15 protein-coding genes are annotated in these 17,483 nt (G+C 63.0%); 4 read left to right on the top strand and 11 right to left on the bottom strand.

What is annotated here, in order from left to right:
• Nucleotides 1-7 precede the first annotated feature (7 nt).
• The 11 genes from AAIO73_RS05540 to AAIO73_RS05490 all read right to left on the bottom strand — a co-directional run bounded on the left by AAIO73_RS05540 (nt 8) and on the right by AAIO73_RS05490 (nt 13,738).
• On the bottom strand, nt 8-847 hold the full coding sequence (locus AAIO73_RS05540) for a hypothetical protein (protein ID WP_345876742.1): 840 nt from the start codon (nt 845-847) through the stop codon (nt 8-10).
• A 173-nt stretch (nt 848-1,020) separates the two neighbouring features.
• A complete protein-coding gene (locus tag AAIO73_RS05535; RefSeq protein WP_345876741.1) occupies nt 1,021-3,867 on the bottom strand; it encodes a class I SAM-dependent DNA methyltransferase in 2,847 nt (948 codons plus the stop codon).
• Between the two features lie 60 nt (nt 3,868-3,927).
• Nucleotides 3,928-4,521, bottom strand: a complete 594-nt coding sequence (locus AAIO73_RS05530) for a hypothetical protein (protein ID WP_345876740.1) — start codon at nt 4,519-4,521, stop codon at nt 3,928-3,930.
• Nucleotides 4,522-4,683: 162 nt separating this feature from the next.
• Complete coding sequence (locus tag AAIO73_RS05525; protein WP_110152610.1) at nt 4,684-6,264, bottom strand: hypothetical protein; 1,581 nt, start codon at nt 6,262-6,264, stop codon at nt 4,684-4,686.
• A gap of 7 nt (nt 6,265-6,271) precedes the next feature.
• The gene (locus tag AAIO73_RS05520) at nt 6,272-7,039 is read right to left on the bottom strand and encodes a hypothetical protein (protein WP_345876739.1); all 768 of its coding nucleotides are present in this window, start codon (nt 7,037-7,039) and stop codon (nt 6,272-6,274) included.
• A 2-nt stretch (nt 7,040-7,041) separates the two neighbouring features.
• A complete protein-coding gene (locus tag AAIO73_RS05515; protein ID WP_345876738.1) occupies nt 7,042-8,373 on the bottom strand; it encodes an ATP-binding protein in 1,332 nt (443 codons plus the stop codon).
• 32 nt (nt 8,374-8,405) lie between these two features.
• The gene (locus AAIO73_RS05510) at nt 8,406-10,883 is read right to left on the bottom strand and encodes an Hsp70 family protein (RefSeq protein WP_345876737.1); all 2,478 of its coding nucleotides are present in this window, start codon (nt 10,881-10,883) and stop codon (nt 8,406-8,408) included.
• A 4-nt stretch (nt 10,884-10,887) separates the two neighbouring features.
• On the bottom strand, nt 10,888-11,238 hold the full coding sequence (locus AAIO73_RS05505; protein WP_293966110.1) for a hypothetical protein: 351 nt from the start codon (nt 11,236-11,238) through the stop codon (nt 10,888-10,890).
• Nucleotides 11,239-11,731: 493 nt separating this feature from the next.
• Nucleotides 11,732-12,253, bottom strand: a complete 522-nt coding sequence (locus AAIO73_RS05500) for a hypothetical protein (protein ID WP_293966106.1) — start codon at nt 12,251-12,253, stop codon at nt 11,732-11,734.
• Nucleotides 12,253-12,957 carry a Clp protease/crotonase-like domain-containing protein gene (locus tag AAIO73_RS05495; RefSeq protein ID WP_345876736.1) on the bottom strand — a complete coding sequence of 235 codons (705 nt, stop codon included), beginning with the start codon at nt 12,955-12,957 and terminating at the stop codon, nt 12,253-12,255. The genes AAIO73_RS05500 and AAIO73_RS05495 overlap by 1 nt, the downstream gene beginning before the upstream one ends.
• A gap of 79 nt (nt 12,958-13,036) precedes the next feature.
• Nucleotides 13,037-13,738 carry a hypothetical protein gene (locus AAIO73_RS05490; RefSeq protein WP_345876735.1) on the bottom strand — a complete coding sequence of 234 codons (702 nt, stop codon included), beginning with the start codon at nt 13,736-13,738 and terminating at the stop codon, nt 13,037-13,039.
• 626 nt (nt 13,739-14,364) lie between these two features.
• Between AAIO73_RS05490 and AAIO73_RS05485 the strand changes: the two genes are divergently transcribed.
• From AAIO73_RS05485 to AAIO73_RS05470, 4 genes are all read left to right on the top strand, one after another.
• Nucleotides 14,365-14,964 (top strand): hypothetical protein, encoded by a 600-nt coding sequence (locus AAIO73_RS05485; RefSeq protein ID WP_345876734.1) that lies wholly within the window; start codon nt 14,365-14,367, stop codon nt 14,962-14,964.
• A gap of 269 nt (nt 14,965-15,233) precedes the next feature.
• On the top strand, nt 15,234-16,064 hold the full coding sequence (locus AAIO73_RS05480; RefSeq protein WP_345876733.1) for a 3'-5' exonuclease family protein: 831 nt from the start codon (nt 15,234-15,236) through the stop codon (nt 16,062-16,064).
• 94 nt (nt 16,065-16,158) lie between these two features.
• Nucleotides 16,159-16,806, top strand: a complete 648-nt coding sequence (locus tag AAIO73_RS05475; RefSeq protein ID WP_345876732.1) for a hypothetical protein — start codon at nt 16,159-16,161, stop codon at nt 16,804-16,806.
• A gap of 61 nt (nt 16,807-16,867) precedes the next feature.
• Nucleotides 16,868-17,425: a hypothetical protein gene (locus tag AAIO73_RS05470; protein WP_345876731.1), complete on the top strand. Its 558-nt coding sequence runs from the start codon at nt 16,868-16,870 to the stop codon at nt 17,423-17,425.
• Nucleotides 17,426-17,483: the final 58 nt, after the last annotated feature.

Genomic DNA, 17,483 nt, shown 5'->3' with positions numbered 1-17,483 from the left:
TTCACTCTCATATAGCCGTCACTCTAGCTAGATCGAGGCAGTATGGATGGTGTGATCCATCGCGCGCTTTCACGATGAAGGCCTTGCGCTCCCGGCGCGTCAAGTCGAGCGAAATCGGCGAATGGATGCGGAGCCATCGATCGAAGCGCTTCCGCTTAGGCTTCGGGAGCAATCTGGCCAAATTTACAGCTGCCGAGCAATCGCCGTGCAAGGCCGCTGCCTCAAGGACAGCAATTGCGGTAGCATGAACCGCACGATCAAATTCTCGGCCTACAAGGAATGGAACAAGCGCTAGAAGCTCCGTCAGCTTCCACTTTCCCGAGAGACCGCTCCCTTTGTGCTTTAGGAGGGCACGAAACTGCAGCGGCGTTAGCGACCCATGTCGAATTCCCATATTGATTTTGAATGCTTCCGCCTCGGACATCGGCGCGTTCAGCCCAGTTCCTTTGCCGATAATATGGCTGGGGCCGCTAACAGTTCCGACAATCTGCATTGACACTGAGGAATCGTCGAGCGGATGAATGATTCGAGCAAATGGAACAATACCGACGAGTTTCCCAACAAGCCAGTCTGCTCCACCCTTGACCACAATTACTAAGTCGGCGTTCATTCCGACTGCAATACGAAGCACGGTAGGATCGCGGCTTTGGCCGACTTCCGAGCCTTGCACCACACCAACTATCAAGCCATCACATGCACCAAGGCGAGAGAATGTTGCCGGCGAAATACGATCAGCGCCGGCCGCAGCTTGCTCCCTTTCGAAGCAGGGATGGATCGTCCATGGTGGGCCAAGCGGCGGCTCGATCCATACTGAACCGCCGTTATGCCGCAGGAAGAACACCTCCATTCGGCATGATGGGCAGGACGTCATGCGGCAGTCGCCGTTTCCATTCTGCTTTATGACCCGCTCATCACCAGCATAAATAACGTTCCCACAGGTGCCGGATACGTGGAGTGGTACTCGACGCCCATCTATGAAGCGAAACTCGACGGGCTCGCCGCAATGAGTGCAAATCTGCGTCATTGTATCTTGCGCGGCGGTTTGGCCTTTACACCGGCCGCCGCAGTCATCTTGGTATAGAGGTCGAACAGCTTTTCCAGCCGTTCGGTGTCGTTGCGGAAGCGGCGGCCGATATAGATGCGCTCCAACACCTCGTCATTCTCGTCATGCGCGCGGCGCAGGTCGTCTGGCATCGCTTCGGGGTCGTAGAGATCGGCGATGGTTGCGGGGAAATGCGCCTCACGGGCGAGCAGGATGTTCTCGGCAGTGCGGGTCAGGTCCGCCTTGTCCTGCTCGGTGAGCTTTGGGACAGGAAAGGTGTTCCAGCCGAGGGTGTTGGAATAACGGAAGTCGGTTTTCAGCTTCCCACAGACTGTAGCTATCCAGACAAGATGCAAGCGCGACGCGATAAGAGCCATCGTCCACAGCGGTGCATCATATAGAGCAAAGGCAAGGTTCGAAATAATTGCGGAGCCCTGTAACAGGTCAACCGGCAGGTAAGGGCGTCCCTCAGAGCTAACACTGGCGACGATGATCGTCGATCGTTTGGCGGTTTCCTGTATCTGACGGAATCGATGGGGATACGCAGCGGCCGGGCGCGTGCTTGCAGCTACGCTCGCAGCCCGAAACTGCCGCACCGCCTCAAGGCGAGTAGCAATGGCCGGTATCGCTTCCGCGGCAGCGACGTTTTCGTCTTCTATCCAAAGACAATAACGCTGCGTTCCTCTGATGAATTCGGCTGATCCCAAGAATGGCCGAATGAAGCGTGTTGCTTCTGGAAACGTCTCAAGGATAGCATGGCGTTCGGCTTCATCCAGGATCAAATTACCTCCGTCTGTTGGCTTGTTGCCCCATAGCATTCGAGCTGTGCCCTGTCCGGGCAGCGGTCTGCCAACAACAATCCGGCTCTGACCCGCGACAAGATACGGACTGATTGCCTCGACCGCGCGGGCCTGAATTTCACCTGCCTCCACGTCATCGTATAGCCACGCAGAGCTGATGCGAGACTTGGTCAAGCCAACAATGGCTACGGTTACGCCTGCATTGTTACTGGCAAGATTTCGCCATTTGAACGACGTATGGGCAAACGAAATACGGAAACCGTTTTCCAACAATATAGGCCATAGGTTCGGGACGACTTCGCCTTGGCAAATCGAATTGGTAGTAACAAATGCGAGTGAGCCGGTTTGGGCCGAAATATAATCTCTCCCCTTTACGAACCAACCCGCAACATAATCGAGTGATCTAAAGCTGCTAAGGCGCTGTGAAAGCAAATGTTCTAAATCTGCCTTCTGCTCAGCACTTTGGTAGGTAAAGCCTTTGTAGGGCGGGTTTCCACAGATGTATGTTTCGTCTTCAACAACAGCTTCACTCCCGCTGGCGTCCAGCGCCAGCCGCCCCGTCGGCCCGCCCAAAGCATGCTCCGCGCCCGTTGCCCCTCGCACCGGCGGACACACCTCCATCCAATCCAGCCGCAACGCATTCCCCACGGTGATCTGCCCGGTCTTGTGCAATGGCAACACCATCGCGCGGGCTTCCTGCTGGCTGAGGTACAGGCAGTCCGCCTGGAACTCGGCGATCAGCAGCGCCAGGCGGGCGATCTCGGCGGCGAAGCCCTTGATCTCGATGCCGTAGAAATTGGAGAGCGGGATGACGCTGCGGCGGTCGGCCAGCTTGAGGTTGTCCTCGCCGCCCAGCTTCGCGACGATCGCCGCCTCGATGGCGCGCATCTCCTTGTAGGCGATGACGAGGAAATTGCCGCTGCCGCAGGCGGGATCGAACACGCGGATGCTGCCCAGCCGCTTGCGCAGGTTGCGCAGGCGCTGCCTGCTGTCGCCCGCCGCCTCCAGGCTCGCGCGCAGATCGTCGAGGAACAGCGGGTTCAGCACCTTCAGAATGTTGGGCACGCTGGTATAGTGCATGCCGAGCTCGCCGCGCTCGCCGTCGTCGGCGACCGCCTGGATCATAGATCCGAAGATGTCGGGGTTGATCTCTTTCCAGTCGAGCTCGCCCGCACGCAGCAGGTACGCGCGCGCAGTGCGGCTGAAGCGCGGGCTGTCGGTCGCTCCGGTGAACAAGCCGCCGTTCACGTAAGGGAAGACATCGGCATAGGGCCGGATGGCGGCGGCGATGCGGTGGCGGGGATCAAGGTTGCCTTCATGTGTGACCGGCGTGTCCATGGCGCGGAACATCTCGGTCAGCACGTCGTGGGTGTTGCCCCACTGCTCGTCGCCGCTGCCGTGGCCGGCGTGGCTCATCTGGGTGATGGTCGCGGTGAACTGGTTCTCGTGGAAGATGCCGGTGTCCTCGGCGAAGAAGCAGAAGATCAGCCGCGCCATGAACTGGTTCAGCTCGTGCCGCCGCTTCTCGGTCGCCCAGTCGGGATTGTCCTTGAGCAGCTCGACATACAGCTTGTTGAGCCGCCCCGTCGCCTTCACGTCGATGGGGTTGTTCTTGATCTCCTTGACCGTCGAGATTCCGGCCAGCGGCAGGAAGGTCGCGAAGTGGCGCGGCAGGTCGGCATAGGCACAGGCGATGACGTCGCCGCCGATCAGGTCCTCGGCCTCCACCGTCTCGCCGTCGGTGGCGAGGATGAACTTGGCCTTCTGTGCCGTCGTCCTGGGGCTGGCACGCAGGGCCGCAAGGGTAGTGGCGACTTGGCCCGCCGGGGCGGCCGCGAGGTGGATGTTCCCGCGCCACAACACGCCGCCGGGCACGTCGGACTGGTTCGAGTCGCCCTTGCGCAGCCGCTTGAGGGTGGTGTCCCGCGCGCTGAACGCCGCGAGGAAGCGGAAGGCGAACTCGGCGGGGTCGAACGGCTGGAGCGCCAGATCGGATACGGCTTCTTCGATTTCGACGGCGTTCATGGCGACACCTTTGCCTGTCCGCGACGGGGACATGCAATCCGCTTTCGATCGGCGCGGGCGTCAGATCGGCGAAAGCCCGGTCTTCTGGCGATAGATCTTGCGCGCCGTCGGTCCCAGGGACCGGGAGATGATGATCCGGCGATGGGGGATCGGCCCTTGCGGCGAGTGCGTCAGATAGAAATGGGCGGCGTAGGGAGCGTCGATCCCCTTCGCCATGTATTTGGCGAACTTGCTCGTCGTCTTCGCAGGCTGCACCATCAGGCAGCGGTCGGGCATGGCGGGCGCGAGCTTCTTCAGCGCGCGGCGGATGCGCCGTTCGAGGTCGTCCCGGTCGAGCGGGGACCAGCGCAGCAGCCAATGCACATGGATCGGTCCGTGCGCTGGCTGCTCCCACACGGCGATCGCATCGAAGGTGCCGTGCGCCTTGCCCTGCTTCACGCGGTAGTTCCACGCGCGCCGCGTGTTCTCCCAGATTTTCCGGAACAGCATATAGGGCTGCATCCTACTAGCCAGCGCCGAGCTGAACTCGATGGTGATCGAGGTATCCATCGGCGACAGGGCCTTGCGCGCGAACCGCTCGGCGTGCAGCAGCGCTCGGGCGCTTTCCGGCCTGAGGCACATGCCTTTCGGCAATTGGGCAACGCCCGGGGTCATCGAGGATCGCCACATAACCGGGCGCTACCAGGCAATCGTTAATACCACCGCAATCCGGTTTTCGTCGGTAGTAGGCCCCCCGGTGACTTAATATAATCAATGGGTAGGCCAGTTGGCTTCCGGAAAGCGGTCACGAATTGCAGGTGTGGCGCAATCGCCGCCTTAGCCGAAGGCTTCGCTCAGTCGAACACGTCCGTTCTTAAAGGCCTGCCGGACCAGACCCTCGAAGAAGTGGATGTTGTCGATCTCCCGATACGCCATGGAGGCCGAAGCCTTGGATCCCTTCGGGCCGTTGACGATGAACGCTCCATCGGCTGTCGAAACGCTTACGTCCGCCCAAGCGAACTCCGCCGGCTCGCTGCCGAGGAACTTGCGCTTTGTCAGCACCACTGTGTCGTCGTGAACGATCATGCTGCCGAACCGCAGTTCACCGCCCGCGCCGAGTTCTTTCATCATCTCGTTGACGAGCCGGAATCCGACGCCCTTCCATAGCTTCGGGACGAACGCCTCAAAGATGGCGCCGTTCTTGAACTCGGCTGTGGTGGTCGAGCTACCGTCGGTCCAGGCGATCAGGTAGTCGGTGCCGGTCGGAATGCCGTTGACCGACTTTCTCACCGCACCCCATCGCACACCACGGACCGAGGACAGCGCCGTCCTTCTGCCTCGCCACTCGATTCCCGCCTTGTCGATGGCGAGACGGGTCTTGCTGAACGTGCCGATGTCCGCTGCATAGGAAAGGTCGGCATCTTCCTGCGCAGCCTCGGCGGCCAGCTTCTCGAGCGCTTTGGCGTCCTCGGCGACCTGATTCGCGATGCGAGGCAGGGCTGAGAAGCTCGCGCCGACCATGGCGGAAACCTGCCGCGCCTCATCGATCAGGTGGTGATCGTTATACAGGTCGATCGACAGCCCACGGACGGCGAATGCGAGGTTTTCGCTGTCCGAGTCCTTGCGACCAAGCAACGTCGCGCTGACCTGGATCGGGTGGGTCAGTTCGTCCCATGTGACGAGAAGCTCCTTCAGGGCCTCGAACAGGGGCGGAAGGGCGTCCGGGCGCGTAGCAGCAAGGTCCCTTGCCTTGGCGACGAGACGCTCGGCGCCATCAACCTCCTTGGTCATGAACGGCTGGGCGCGGAGAGCGTAGTCTGCGATCAGTTCGTGCATGAACAGGGGAAAGCGTTCCTCGGCCTCGAGCTCGTCGACGAGCAGGAACATCGCTTCCGCCATCTCGGCCGTCGGCGTCCGCTCCATCACCGTCATCGCTGACCGGCGCCAGCCTTGGCGGCGATCACGCAGGATGTCTTCGGCAGCCTCGGCGGATGAAAACGATGGGAAGCCCGCGATCTCGCGGTCCTCGTTGATCTCGCGCAGGACCTGATGGAGATCGACTTCGTCGACAGCGGCGCTCAGCTCATCCAGGAACGAACGGAGCTCCGCAATCCCGGCAGGTGTCCAGTTCTCGGCGGCGATCGTGAGGCCGTTGGCCTTGGCCAGCCCCGCAAGCGGCAACTGGCTGATGCGTGTCACCGGTGTCGACAGCGCCTGCTCGGCGACCTTCGGCGACGTGCCTGGAAACCAGCCGATTTCCGCCTCAAGGCGCTTGCGGGGGTTGGTGAGCGTCGCCCGCGCCTGCGAACAGATTTCCGGGTCGAGAACGTCAGAGCGATCCTCAGCTGCCTCCATGATCCGCGCCCGGTCATCCCGCGTCGTGACGCCGAGCACGGCAAAGGGGTTGGTTGTCGTCATGTGGCTCTCACTGGACACGATCGCGCCCCTCCGCCTGAAGCTGCGAACGCTGCTGTTCGACCTGCGACATGGCGAGCGGCCGATCGCTCGACATGATGGATCGATTGACGCAGCGGCTGTTGTAGTCGTTCACGGCGTCGTTGAAGCCGTCCACGTTGCGATTGAAGCGGTCCACATCGCTGTATTGCAAGCCGTCGAGTTCCGCCTTCTGCGCGGCGATGCGAACGTCCTCCGCGAGGCAATAGCGGACCTCAGATACGCTGAGGTTGGCGTAGCCCGGCATCGGCTTGGCCATCGCGCCATCATCCTGTGCCACTTGCTCCTGCGTGGTGGACGTGCCGGCATCCGCCGCGTCCAGCGCCTCGCCGATCGTAGAGGTGCCTTCTGCCCCATCGACCGCGGTCATGTTATCCGTCATGGAGCTTGGGTCGTTCATGTCGGTGACGTATTCACCCGACTGATCCGTGGAACTTGACGATGAATAGGACGGTGACGTGGAGCCGCTGTCGCTCACGGCACGAATCCCGCCAAATATGCAGGCCTTGATCGCGAAGAGAAGGCCGATGGCGAGAATCCACCCTCCCACCTTCTTCAAGGCACCAGTGAACGCTCCGCCATCGCTGTGGACCGGCGTGGACGGCGTTGCAGGTGCGGGCGCCGGAGCTGGTGCGGGGCGCGGGCCGGCAGCGATCCGGTCCGCCTTCGCGATCGCGGCATCGACGTCGGTACTGAATTCGGAAAGGCCGTAAAAGCCTCTGCCGGTTGAGTCGGTCATCGTCAGAACCCGATCCTGCGCTGGTCGTCGGCATTGCGCGACGGACTTTTCAACAGCGCCGCTGCGATTTCATCTGCCCCGATACGCTCCTTGCGTGCGCGTGCGGCCAGTCGTCCAGCCTCACGGACGACAAAGGCCACGTCCGATAGCGGACGGCCGGCCAGCCGGTTCGCGATCCCGTTAAGGTCGTCCACGTCGTTCGGGATGTCGGCGAGCAAGGAATGCAGCAGGCCGACAATCTCTTCCCGACCGGCGTTATCGACGTGGATCACGTGGTCGAAGCGGCCGCGACGCAAGATGGCAGGATCGATCGCATCGACTTGGTTCGTCATGCCGATCACCAGCACGCGGTTCCTGGCCGCTTCCGGGATACGACGCAGGAATTCCGCGATCTCTTCGACGTGATGCTGCTGGGACCCGGCTTCGCGACTCGACAGGAACGCATCCATCTCGTCGATGACGATGACGGAGGGGGCGGCCTTGATCGCCTCCGCGAATACCTGAGCGACCTTGCGCGATGTCTCGTGGATGTATGGGCTGGCGACGCTGGACGCCTCGATGGGAAAGCTCAACCAGCCAAGGTGCTCTACCAGTCGTTCGACGGCGAACGTCTTGCCGCAACCGGTCGGCCCCTCAAGAATGATCCCGCCCGGAAAGCCGATCCCGAGCGCAGCGTAGCGCTCCTCGTCGGCCACGATGTCGATGACGTGCTCGTTGAAGAAGTCGGCAAGCGCGCTGCGCCCAGGCAGTTCGAAGCGTCCGATAGGCGTCAGTGATGCCCCCGAAGTGGAGGCACTGGCCTTCCGAGTCCTGGCTCCGCCAGACCGCATCGGCTTCTTTGCCGCCAAGCCGGCAGCCGCGGCGATCGCTTCGAGATCGTCTTCATCGAACTTGGGGCAGATGCGCGTGAGCGCGACTATGTCATCACCCGAAACCTCGACGCCGCCTGTCATGTAGCGGCCGAGGACGTCTGCCTTCGACAAGGGCTGCATCGCGGGCACATCGAACGGAATGAGCATGCCCGCCATTTCGTCGTAGATGATGCCACGCACTGGCTCGTCGAGCGCTGCGAGGGCGCTGGCGAAGGCCAGCGCCTGATCTACCGTAGCTGGCCGCGGCAGGTACTCAAGCAGGTCGAGCGCACCGGAGGCGAGATGGCAGCGGTAGTCGACGCCGCCAAACGTCAGATTCTTGAACCCAACCGCCTCAAGTCCGACCGCCGAGACGAACGCGGGCATCATGACGACTACGCGCCGCCCACCCTTCACCGCGTGGATCCAGAAGGCGTCGTCGACGGAGCGGATGACGTGACCCAAAGCATTGCCCTCGGACAACGGCGTTCCCTGGGGAAGCGGTGAGCTTGGCATCAGCCCCTCACGATGTTGGTCATCGCGAGCATCTCCTCCTCGCCGCCACGCGTGAAGCGCAGCTCGTCCAGCGCGATGAGGAGATCGCGAAGTGTCGCCATGTCTGGCCGGGCGAGGGCGGCGCGCCCCTGTTGGACGAGCGCGCCGTAGCGGACTTGGTCGATGAACTGCTCCGGGCTGCGCGACAGCCAGTGGAAGCGCTCGACGATGAACTCGTCGGACCGCCACAACGCCGCGATGTTCTTCGAGCGTAGCTCGGACAGATGCGCCTCGAAGTCCGTGCCGTCGATATCGATCGAATGCTGCGCCGTCCGCACGAGCGCATCGAACGCCTTGGCCTCCTCGGGACGCGCGAACTCTCGTCCCCAACCATCGAAGTTCGCAACGATCGCATCGAGGTCGATCTGGCGAATGACCTTCAGATGATCCTTGCGGACCTGCGAGATGTCGCGGCGTGCTGCGCGGATTTCGTCGAGGGCCTGCTTGGTCTCCTCGGGTTCGGCACGGTCGACATCAAGGCTCGCCGCCTTGGCGATCCGATCGCGGATCGCGCCGACCCGGGGATCGTCGATGTGCCTGCCGAACTCGTCAAGCCGTCCGATAGTCGTCTGGGCCTCGACGGCCACCAAGCCGGCCGCCTGCGCGTAGTCGAGCTGCGCATCCTGACGTGCGTAGTAGTTGTGCCCGCTCGTGAAGGAGCCGCCGATCTCGTCCACCGACACGTCGAGGCGGATCGTCCCCCCGTCGGTAATCTCGTATTCGCACCGGATTTCCGACCCCACCGAGATCACGCCGTCCTCGAAGTCGGATCCCGACACCCGGAAGGTACCGATGAACACGTTGTCCTCGACGGGTTCGCGGATGTCGCCTTCCCACAGCTTGAAGTTGAGCGCGCCGGGGCTGCCCGCGCGAAGAGCCTCGCCGGCGCGAAACTTGACCACGCCCTTCTTGGGAAGAGGGTCGCCTGCGCGGACGAGCGGCTCCAGGATCGTTGCCCCACCACGGGCGTCGAGCGCCTCGATACTGATCGTGTGGGAGGCCGGGATGGCGTCGATCGACGCGGCCGTCCGGCTGATGACGATGCGATCGTTGGCGATTCCCACCGGGCCACCGCTCGCGTCGAAGACGAAGACGCGGAAGCCGTTCTCGCCGGGCTTCGCCAAGGGCAGATCAATGGCCGCCCCCTCCTCCAGCTCCTTGCGACCGGAGGACCACCCCGTGTCGAGGCTGTCGACCTGGAACTCACCGATGGCGGCACCCACCTTCCGCGCCACGATCCGCGCCGATGCATCAGGTGTGCGCGCGACGAACGAGAATTCGAGCCCGGTGGCCGACAGGGAGCTGCGCGAGGCCTTGCGACCGCGGCTCTGCGTGGACCAGTCGATCGACTCGGCGAAGATGGCCGCGCCCTCGGCGACCGCCGTCATCGGGTTGACGTCCGTGGAGGCGGCGATCCCGAGTTCGAATGCCACCTTGTCGCGCAGCGGCTTGTATTGAGTGGGCCCGCCGACGAAGACGACGCGATCGACGTCGTGCGCGCTGATGCCAGCCTGATCGAGCGTCGCGCGTGCGGAATCGATCGCCTTGTCGAGAATCGGCGCGATCAACCGGTCGAGACTCGCCCGATCGATAGGGATGTCGATGTAGATCTCCTCGCCGGCGTTATCCCGGACGCCGATCTCGGTTTCCGACAGCGCGATAACGGCGTCATCGGCACGCGACAGCTCGATCTTCGCGCGCTCCGCGGCCCAGGTCGCCAGCCGCACGAGCGACTTGAAGCGCTTGTCGGCAACGAAGTCCTCACCGAGATCGAAGGTTTCGACCAGCCAAGGCTTCACCACCTCGTCCATCAGCGCGCGGTCGATGTCTCGACCACCGCACATTTCGACGCCGCCGTGCGCGAGGAGGCTGACGCGACCCTTCATGCTCTGGGCGATGGCGATGTCCAGCGTGCCACCGCCGAGATCGAAGACCAGGAACGTGCCGTCGCGATTGCGCTGCCGCATGACGCTCATGACGGCCGCGACCGGCTCCTGCATCAGCGCCACCCGGCCGATGCCGGCCGACTCCGCCGCCGCCAGCGTCGCGTCTTTCTGCATCTGGTTGAACGCGGCCGGCACCGTAATGACGGTGCCCGTGTCACCATCACGTCGCATCGCCTCGGGAAGATAGCCGAACACGGTCCGCAGAACCTCCGCCGAGCACTCCTCCGGCGTCATGACCTTGTCGACGGCGGACAGGCGGACCGGTGTGCTCGTCCCCATCATGCGCTTGAACAGCGTGGCCGCGTTGTCGGGATTGCGCGCGGCGTTGGCGTATGCACGAGAACCGACGAACTTGTTGCCGCGCCGGTCGATGAAGATGGCCGAAGGGGTGACGTCGTGCTGCTCGGGGCTCTTGTAGAGCGCCACTGCCTCACCATCGTAGCTGGCGATGGCGCTATTGGTCGTGCCGAGATCGATTCCTACGTATTCCACTGGCCTAGTTCCTGAGCATCATGGTGCCGGTGCGACGGACGCCATCGGGGCCCATCACGATCGGCTCCATCATCTGATCGACGTAGAGGGTGTCTTCGGGGCCGAAGTCGGCTGCATTGAGCGCTGTCGCCGCCATGCCGACGTCGTATGGTTGCCCATCCAAAGTGACGAGACGAAGACCAAGGGGCGCGAGGCTATCGTCGAGCTTACGCTGGAAATATCGGATCTGGTTCGATTGGCGGCCCGCCGCACGGATGTCGCTGGCGTCGATCGAACGCTGAAACATACGGCACAGCCGCCAACTCTCGACCGCCAAATTGATGAGCAGATCTTCAGTATCGACTGATTCTTCCATAAGCCCTCGTCGGAGCTCTGGCTGTCGTCACGCTCCCTGTCACCGTTCTAGGACGGCGATACCGACCCGCCAAGCGTCGCCGTATATCACGATCGGCGCCGGTCGACTTTTTGCGAGTTCCTGCGCTCCGTAATTCCCCATGCCTCGGCGGACGGCCAACTGAACAACCGACGGGATCCGCATCTAGTCGGCTCTGATAGCCGCCGTGTCCTACACGAAGAACACGGCGGTGAGCCGGTCCGCGGCCATTTCGCGTCACACGACAGTTGGGAACCGAAGAATTGGTGCCGCTGGAAGTGCTAGGCGAAGGCCTGCCGCAAGTGGCTCTCCATCAGCCGCAGCACGATCTCCGCGCACCGCAAGCTCAGCCACACGCAGATCCTGGTCGCCGCGCGGGCTTTCTGCAAAGCCGGTTTCCGTCGGTAGTAGGCCCCCCGGTGACTTAATATAATCAATAGGCGGACCAGGCAGCGTCCGGCCCGCCGTCACGGTGTCACACTGGGAACAGCCGGAACATCCCCCAGATCGTGCCAGCGCTGAGAACCAACAGCACGACCGTAGCCAAGAGGTCCAGGCGCGCGGCGTGGATACGCTCCTCGTCGTCCTCGCCGAAGCTGGTGAAATAGAAGGCGTGACGCAGATAGGCGAACAGCGGGGACGCCGACCGATCCACTGCAACCACATCGTCGTCCGAAAGCACCGAACCACGCCGCTTCGCGGTACGCATCACCTTGCGACCGGCGTCGTCGACTTCGCGGATAATCGTCGCCAGGTTCCTCGTCGCGCCACGCAGATCTTTGATTAACTCCTTCTCGTCCGCCTTACGCTGATCGATGGCATCGTCGATGCGATCGGCGGAGTGCAGCAGGACGACGTAGAATCTCGCGAGCGCATCTTCTTCAGTGATGCCGAGCACCTGCTCGGCGCGGATCAGCGCCTTCGTCGTCTGGGGCGAAGGCGCGTGGCCGTAGATCGCAATGTACACATTGACGATCGCTGACGTGCCGCCGGACATCAGTAGATGTCCGCCAGCTTCGCGGCGATCCGGTCCTGCCACATTTCGAATGCGGCGACGTTTCCGAACGACATGCCCCGAGCCTGGGACAGCACGTCCAAGCCGATTTCGTCCTTGCGAAACCGGTCGTAGAGGTGCGGGTGGAGCTTGGGCATGTCCAGGACGATGCCCCCTTCCGCCTGGATGCTGTCGAGCAGATCCTGGTCGACGTGGCTGTAGTTCTTCAGCTCGCCATGCCACTCCGGCAGGTTCAGGATGAGCTGACCCGGGATGTCGGTCTCCCGCAGCACATCCAGCGTCGTGCGGGAGGCGGCATCGAGGCCCATCGTCCAAGTGACGGCGACCTGCATGAGATCGGGGTATTTGCTCTTCACATATCGAACGAGATCGTGGACGCGATCGAGATCGTCGAGGTGCCCCCCGGGCACGTTGACGAAGATCCGCGCGCCGGGTTCCGCTTGCTGGACAGCGCTGAGAATCTGGTCTGCGGCGTCGTCGCTTTTCAGGTCAACCTCATGCACCGTGTGCCGGTTCGCATAGGCGTTCGAGACGTCGCTCTGGGTCACGCTGCACTCGATGAAGACCACGGGCTCGCCACGCATCATCACGGCATGCGCAGCCGACACGAGGCTTCCCGTCGATCCGACGCCGCCCTTCTCCTTCTCGAACAGGTGCAGGTAGCGATAAGAATTATTCATATTCATCTCACATCTCCGGTATGATTTTGCAGTTTCACGGACTGTCGATCGGGCGGCGCGCGGGCGAATGGCGAGATTCGGAGGTTCATCGCGCCGAGTTCTCCTGTTTGCGCCGACGCGCGATTTCCCGAGCGGACGGCCGGCGACCCATCCCGTCGATAGCTGGACGGCGCTCGGCGGCCGTGGCAACCACGCGATCTGCCTTGGCGACTTCGATCCGCTTGCTGACGTTCTGGACCACGACATCGGATGCCGGCGAATCTGTCGACGCCGGCTGGACCGGCGGCGGGAAGTGCGGGCGCACGCTGGAGGCGATGCGTTCCAGAATGGTGTGGCCATCCTCCATGTCCGCGAACGCCAGAATCTTGGTTGCCACGCCGTTGCGGTTCGCATCGGTCGTTTCCATCATGCGGAGCGGTTCCAAGGCCGCATGCCACCCATCGCCGGCGTCGATGGCAGCGATCACACATCGCGCCACGTCCTCGCCGAGATCGGACGCCCTGATCGCCCGGCGACGTGGCGTCGGTCCGCCGCCCCCTTTGGTTCCCCGGGGACCTGCGAATGCATTCTGGCCCAACGCCATGGTGATGGCACGGACGCGAACGACCGCAAGCGCGACGCGGAAGTGCGCTGCTGCGGTGGGCGATGACCCGACCCCATGAATGGCTGTGTTGATTTCGGTGTCCGCGTCGTCGAGTTCGTCGATGAGCTGCTCACGCCCGTGACGCGGATGCGCGAGGATCGACTTGAACCGCGGAGTCGCACGGCGTTCGACTTCTGCCGACATGCCGCTGGCGAACTTGTACAGCGCGGGGCCGACAATCTGCTGGAGCGCCGCCTCGCTCCGCAGGTTGGTCGCGGTCTCGCGAACCGATGTATATCCGCGCGCCGACGATGCGGCGGCATTGACGACCAGGTCGGTTGCGACGCCGATCAATGCATCAAGAGCCGTCTGAAGATGTTGCAACGTGAAGTCCTCCGCCGGTTCGGAAGAAGTCCGATCTCAGGCGGAGATCCATTTACATCCCAAAATCTGCCATGTCTCGCAAGAACGATACTTGCGTAAGCGGAAATGTCCTGAGCGAAACATGCAGGTAAACTTTACGAACAATATGCTTTCATGCCGTAAGGGTGGCATCGGATTGACTTACGATAGGAAATCCATCATTTGAACGATCAAGAAATTTAGGCGCAATACCGCAAACGTGGTGCAGGGCATCACGTTTGCTGCGCCGCCTCTTCAGGCGGGTGTCCTTACTGTCGCTCGTCTGGGTCGGCGCTGACGCGCCTCTGATCGGACGCGCGGCGTCCTCGGGCGCCCCGCTGCGTCTTCGACCCCATCGGGACTTTGCGCGTTCGCTTGGAGCGAACAGGAAGCGAACCTACAACAGCCGACATTGTCGGAGATCAATTGTGAAGGACCTGACTACCACCCTTAAATACCTTGCCCACCGCTTCAATGGCCGATGGAGTGCCATCGACGACGCGCTCGCCCGCATCCGCGCAAACGACGGGGACCAGCGGGGCACCGCCGGAGAGCCTGCGCGGCGGATGCTCGTGAACGCCTTCCGCGTTCAGACCTACGTCGACGACACGCGAGACCGCCTCCGGACGGACCGCGCCAACGCGATCCGCAAGCTGGAAAAGCCGCTCGCGGAGGCGCTTGGCCATATCGTCACGATCGAACTGGCTGAGCAAATGATCGCAGAGGTCGATGCCGCCGAACGACGCCGCTGGCAGGAGCAAGGTGCGGCGGAACGGCAGGAAGCCGATAGCACGGAATACGGTCCGCTGATCGCCGCATTGCGCAGGCACGGCGTGTCGCGAGGCAACTACACCGTCCTGACTGCTGTCGAGATCGAGGCGATCGCGCGCTATATCCGTCGCAAGGTCGAGCAACGTCTGAGGTCGCTGCCGCCGATCCGTACCGCTGCGGATATGCGCAGTCCCGGTGGCAAGCGTCATCCGTTCTGGAATCCCTTTCGGATGCCGGTTCGCGGCAAAGCCTCATAATCCAGTCGGTCCAGATCGTGCCGTGAACGTTGTCGAGGCGGGAACACGACGGCGCCAATCGCCGGGACCTTCCGAGAAAAGGCATATCCCAATGCGGACAGCAATTGGTGTGCGCCATTCCTGTGTCGGTGTGCGGCGTGTGCAGAGCCCTGTCTGAAGCGGACGTCGTGATCGGTCAGGAGTTGGGGAAAAGCTGCATGTCGCGGCCGCCGCTCCGATCGATCCGCACCGCCACCGGGCGGTGCGTCCTTCGACCTAAGGAATAGCATATGGGTATCTGGCAACAGCGTCCCCGCGACGATCACCCTACGGAGCGGGTGGTTGCGTTCGACATCGAAACTATCGTCCAGGACGAACCGACGGACGGCAGCTTTCCGCCGATCCCCCGGCACCGGCCGGTAGCGGCGGCGTTTCTGGCTGCAACGCGCGGTACCGATGGCGCGCACAGCTTCCGACTGAATGTGCTGGTCTGTCACCACAACGAAGAGGAGGCGTTCTACCGCAAGGTCGATGCCTGCCTCCCGGCCGGAGTCGTCGGCATCGGTTGGAACTCGAAGGGGTTCGATCTTCCGGTTCTTCGGCTGCAGGCGATGTCCCACCATCTGTTCGGCCTCCCGGGTCTGGCGCGGCAGGCTCAGGCCGGCCGTTACGATACGACCCATTGCGATCTTGCCGATCAGATGTCCGGGTATGGTTCGTCGCGTACACTGTCACTGGCGGCGGTCTGCGAGACGCTGAAAATCCCCGTGAAGACGTCGATCCACGGATCCGACGTTGGCGCCCTGTGGCGTGCGGGCGATGTCGAAGCGGTTCTGGGCTACGTCGCCGAGGACACCATCGCCACATGGATCGTATGGCTCCATTGGGCCGCGTGGAAGAACGCTGACCCGGCCGAACTGGCGCTGCCGCTGGCGGACTTCGCCGTCTGGCTCCAGACGGCGCCTGACCTCAAACCCTTTCGCGGGTTCGCCGAGTGCCCACCCGCCCGCTGGGCGCTGGCCCATGCACCGGGCTTTCGCGCCGCAAGGGCATTCGCCGATGCCGAGCTCCGGCTCGCGCAGGAGCGCGACGAGCAGGCCTTCGCCGCCAGCGCACACTGATCCGCCGGGCAGCAAGGCCCGGTCCATCCATCAACGGAGACATCCGCCGCCGGCAATGCCGGCGGCGCGATGACATGTGTCCATCGGAGCATGAATGATCACGAACCCCATCTATGTCGCAGTAACCGCCGCAACCGTCTCGATGCCGGCCTCCCTCAATGGCGCTCACGCTGCCGGGCAGCATCTCATCGGCATCGCGCTCTTCATCGCCGAACGCGATGATAAGGGGCAGTGGCGCTTTGCACGTCGCGCCCATGCTATTCCGGCAGGCGAGGCAGAGAGCACATTGCTGCAATGGGCGGCAGCCCGCCTGCCGGGCGAGGCCATGCTGATCGGCTGGAACGTCGACCACGGCCTCATCCCGGCACTGCTCGACGCGGCCGCGATAGCTCCACCAGCAATCGCCCATCGCTTCCTCGAACGGCTCCGCCTGCTGCTCACCGGCGGCGTCGTCGACATGGCACTGCAGCATGGCGGTGCTGGTGCCCCCCCGTTTGCCGAAGTCGCGAAGGAGATGGCGATCTATGCGCCCGCCTGGAACATCGATGCGATGACTGGCGACTGGGCGGTTGGCGCGACCGACCGGCTTCGCCGCGACCTCGCGGACGAGGCGCTGGCGATCTGGCGAACCTTCGTCCGCGCGGCCAGCGTGTCCGGGCTCGAGGCCGAGGCGGCGACCGACGCCTGGGTTCTGCGCCGCCGGCGCATGAACGCAGTGGTGCCAACCGGCAGTCCTGCCTGACGAGAAATGAAGAAGGCAGGGTCTGTTGCAGAGCGGAAAAAGAACCCGGGGCAGACAGACCGTGATCATCGAACAGGAGACCATAATGACCTCACCATATCTCGAACGTGCACAGGCTTGGTGCATCGCCCTGCGCACCTTGATGAACTATCCGGCCTACGCGCTGCCGTTCCATACGACGGCATGGTGCTCCAGCTCGCCGCGCGACGTTTCACAAGCGTTGGAATTGACGCAGGTCGCGGCCGACAAGGGAAGTGATCTGGTCCACGTCGCCTTCGCGCTGGACGTCGACGAACCGTTGGGCGTGTCCTTGGCGGTTCGGCAAGGTGCAGACGTGGCATGGATCCCAGACGTCCATCTGTATGCGGCGGACGAGAAAGCACCGCTCGAACTGCTGGCCGGTGATCGCCGTTGGTTCATCGGCCCACGGTCGTTCCTGACCAGCGCCAAGCTGCCGCCCAAACACCGCAGGGCGCGGGGAGAGGAGATCGCCTGGCGTCGCTGGCAACACGCGGCCGCGATAGAGGCACCGCGGAAACTGGAAGGGGCGCTCTGGGTGCCGCCAGGGGGCACGTTCAAGGACGCCATCTCACACGAGCGGCTCAAGATCGCCGCCTGACATCCCTCACCATCAACATCGTGAATCACGATGCTTCCGACGACGCCGCCCCTGATTC

Origin of the sequence: Sphingomonas epibiotica, assembly GCF_039615155.1 — a bacterium.
Classification (GTDB): domain Bacteria; phylum Pseudomonadota; class Alphaproteobacteria; order Sphingomonadales; family Sphingomonadaceae; genus Sphingomonas.
The sequence above is the reverse complement of the archived record's forward strand: the minus strand, read 5'-3'. Positions and strand labels throughout refer to the sequence as shown.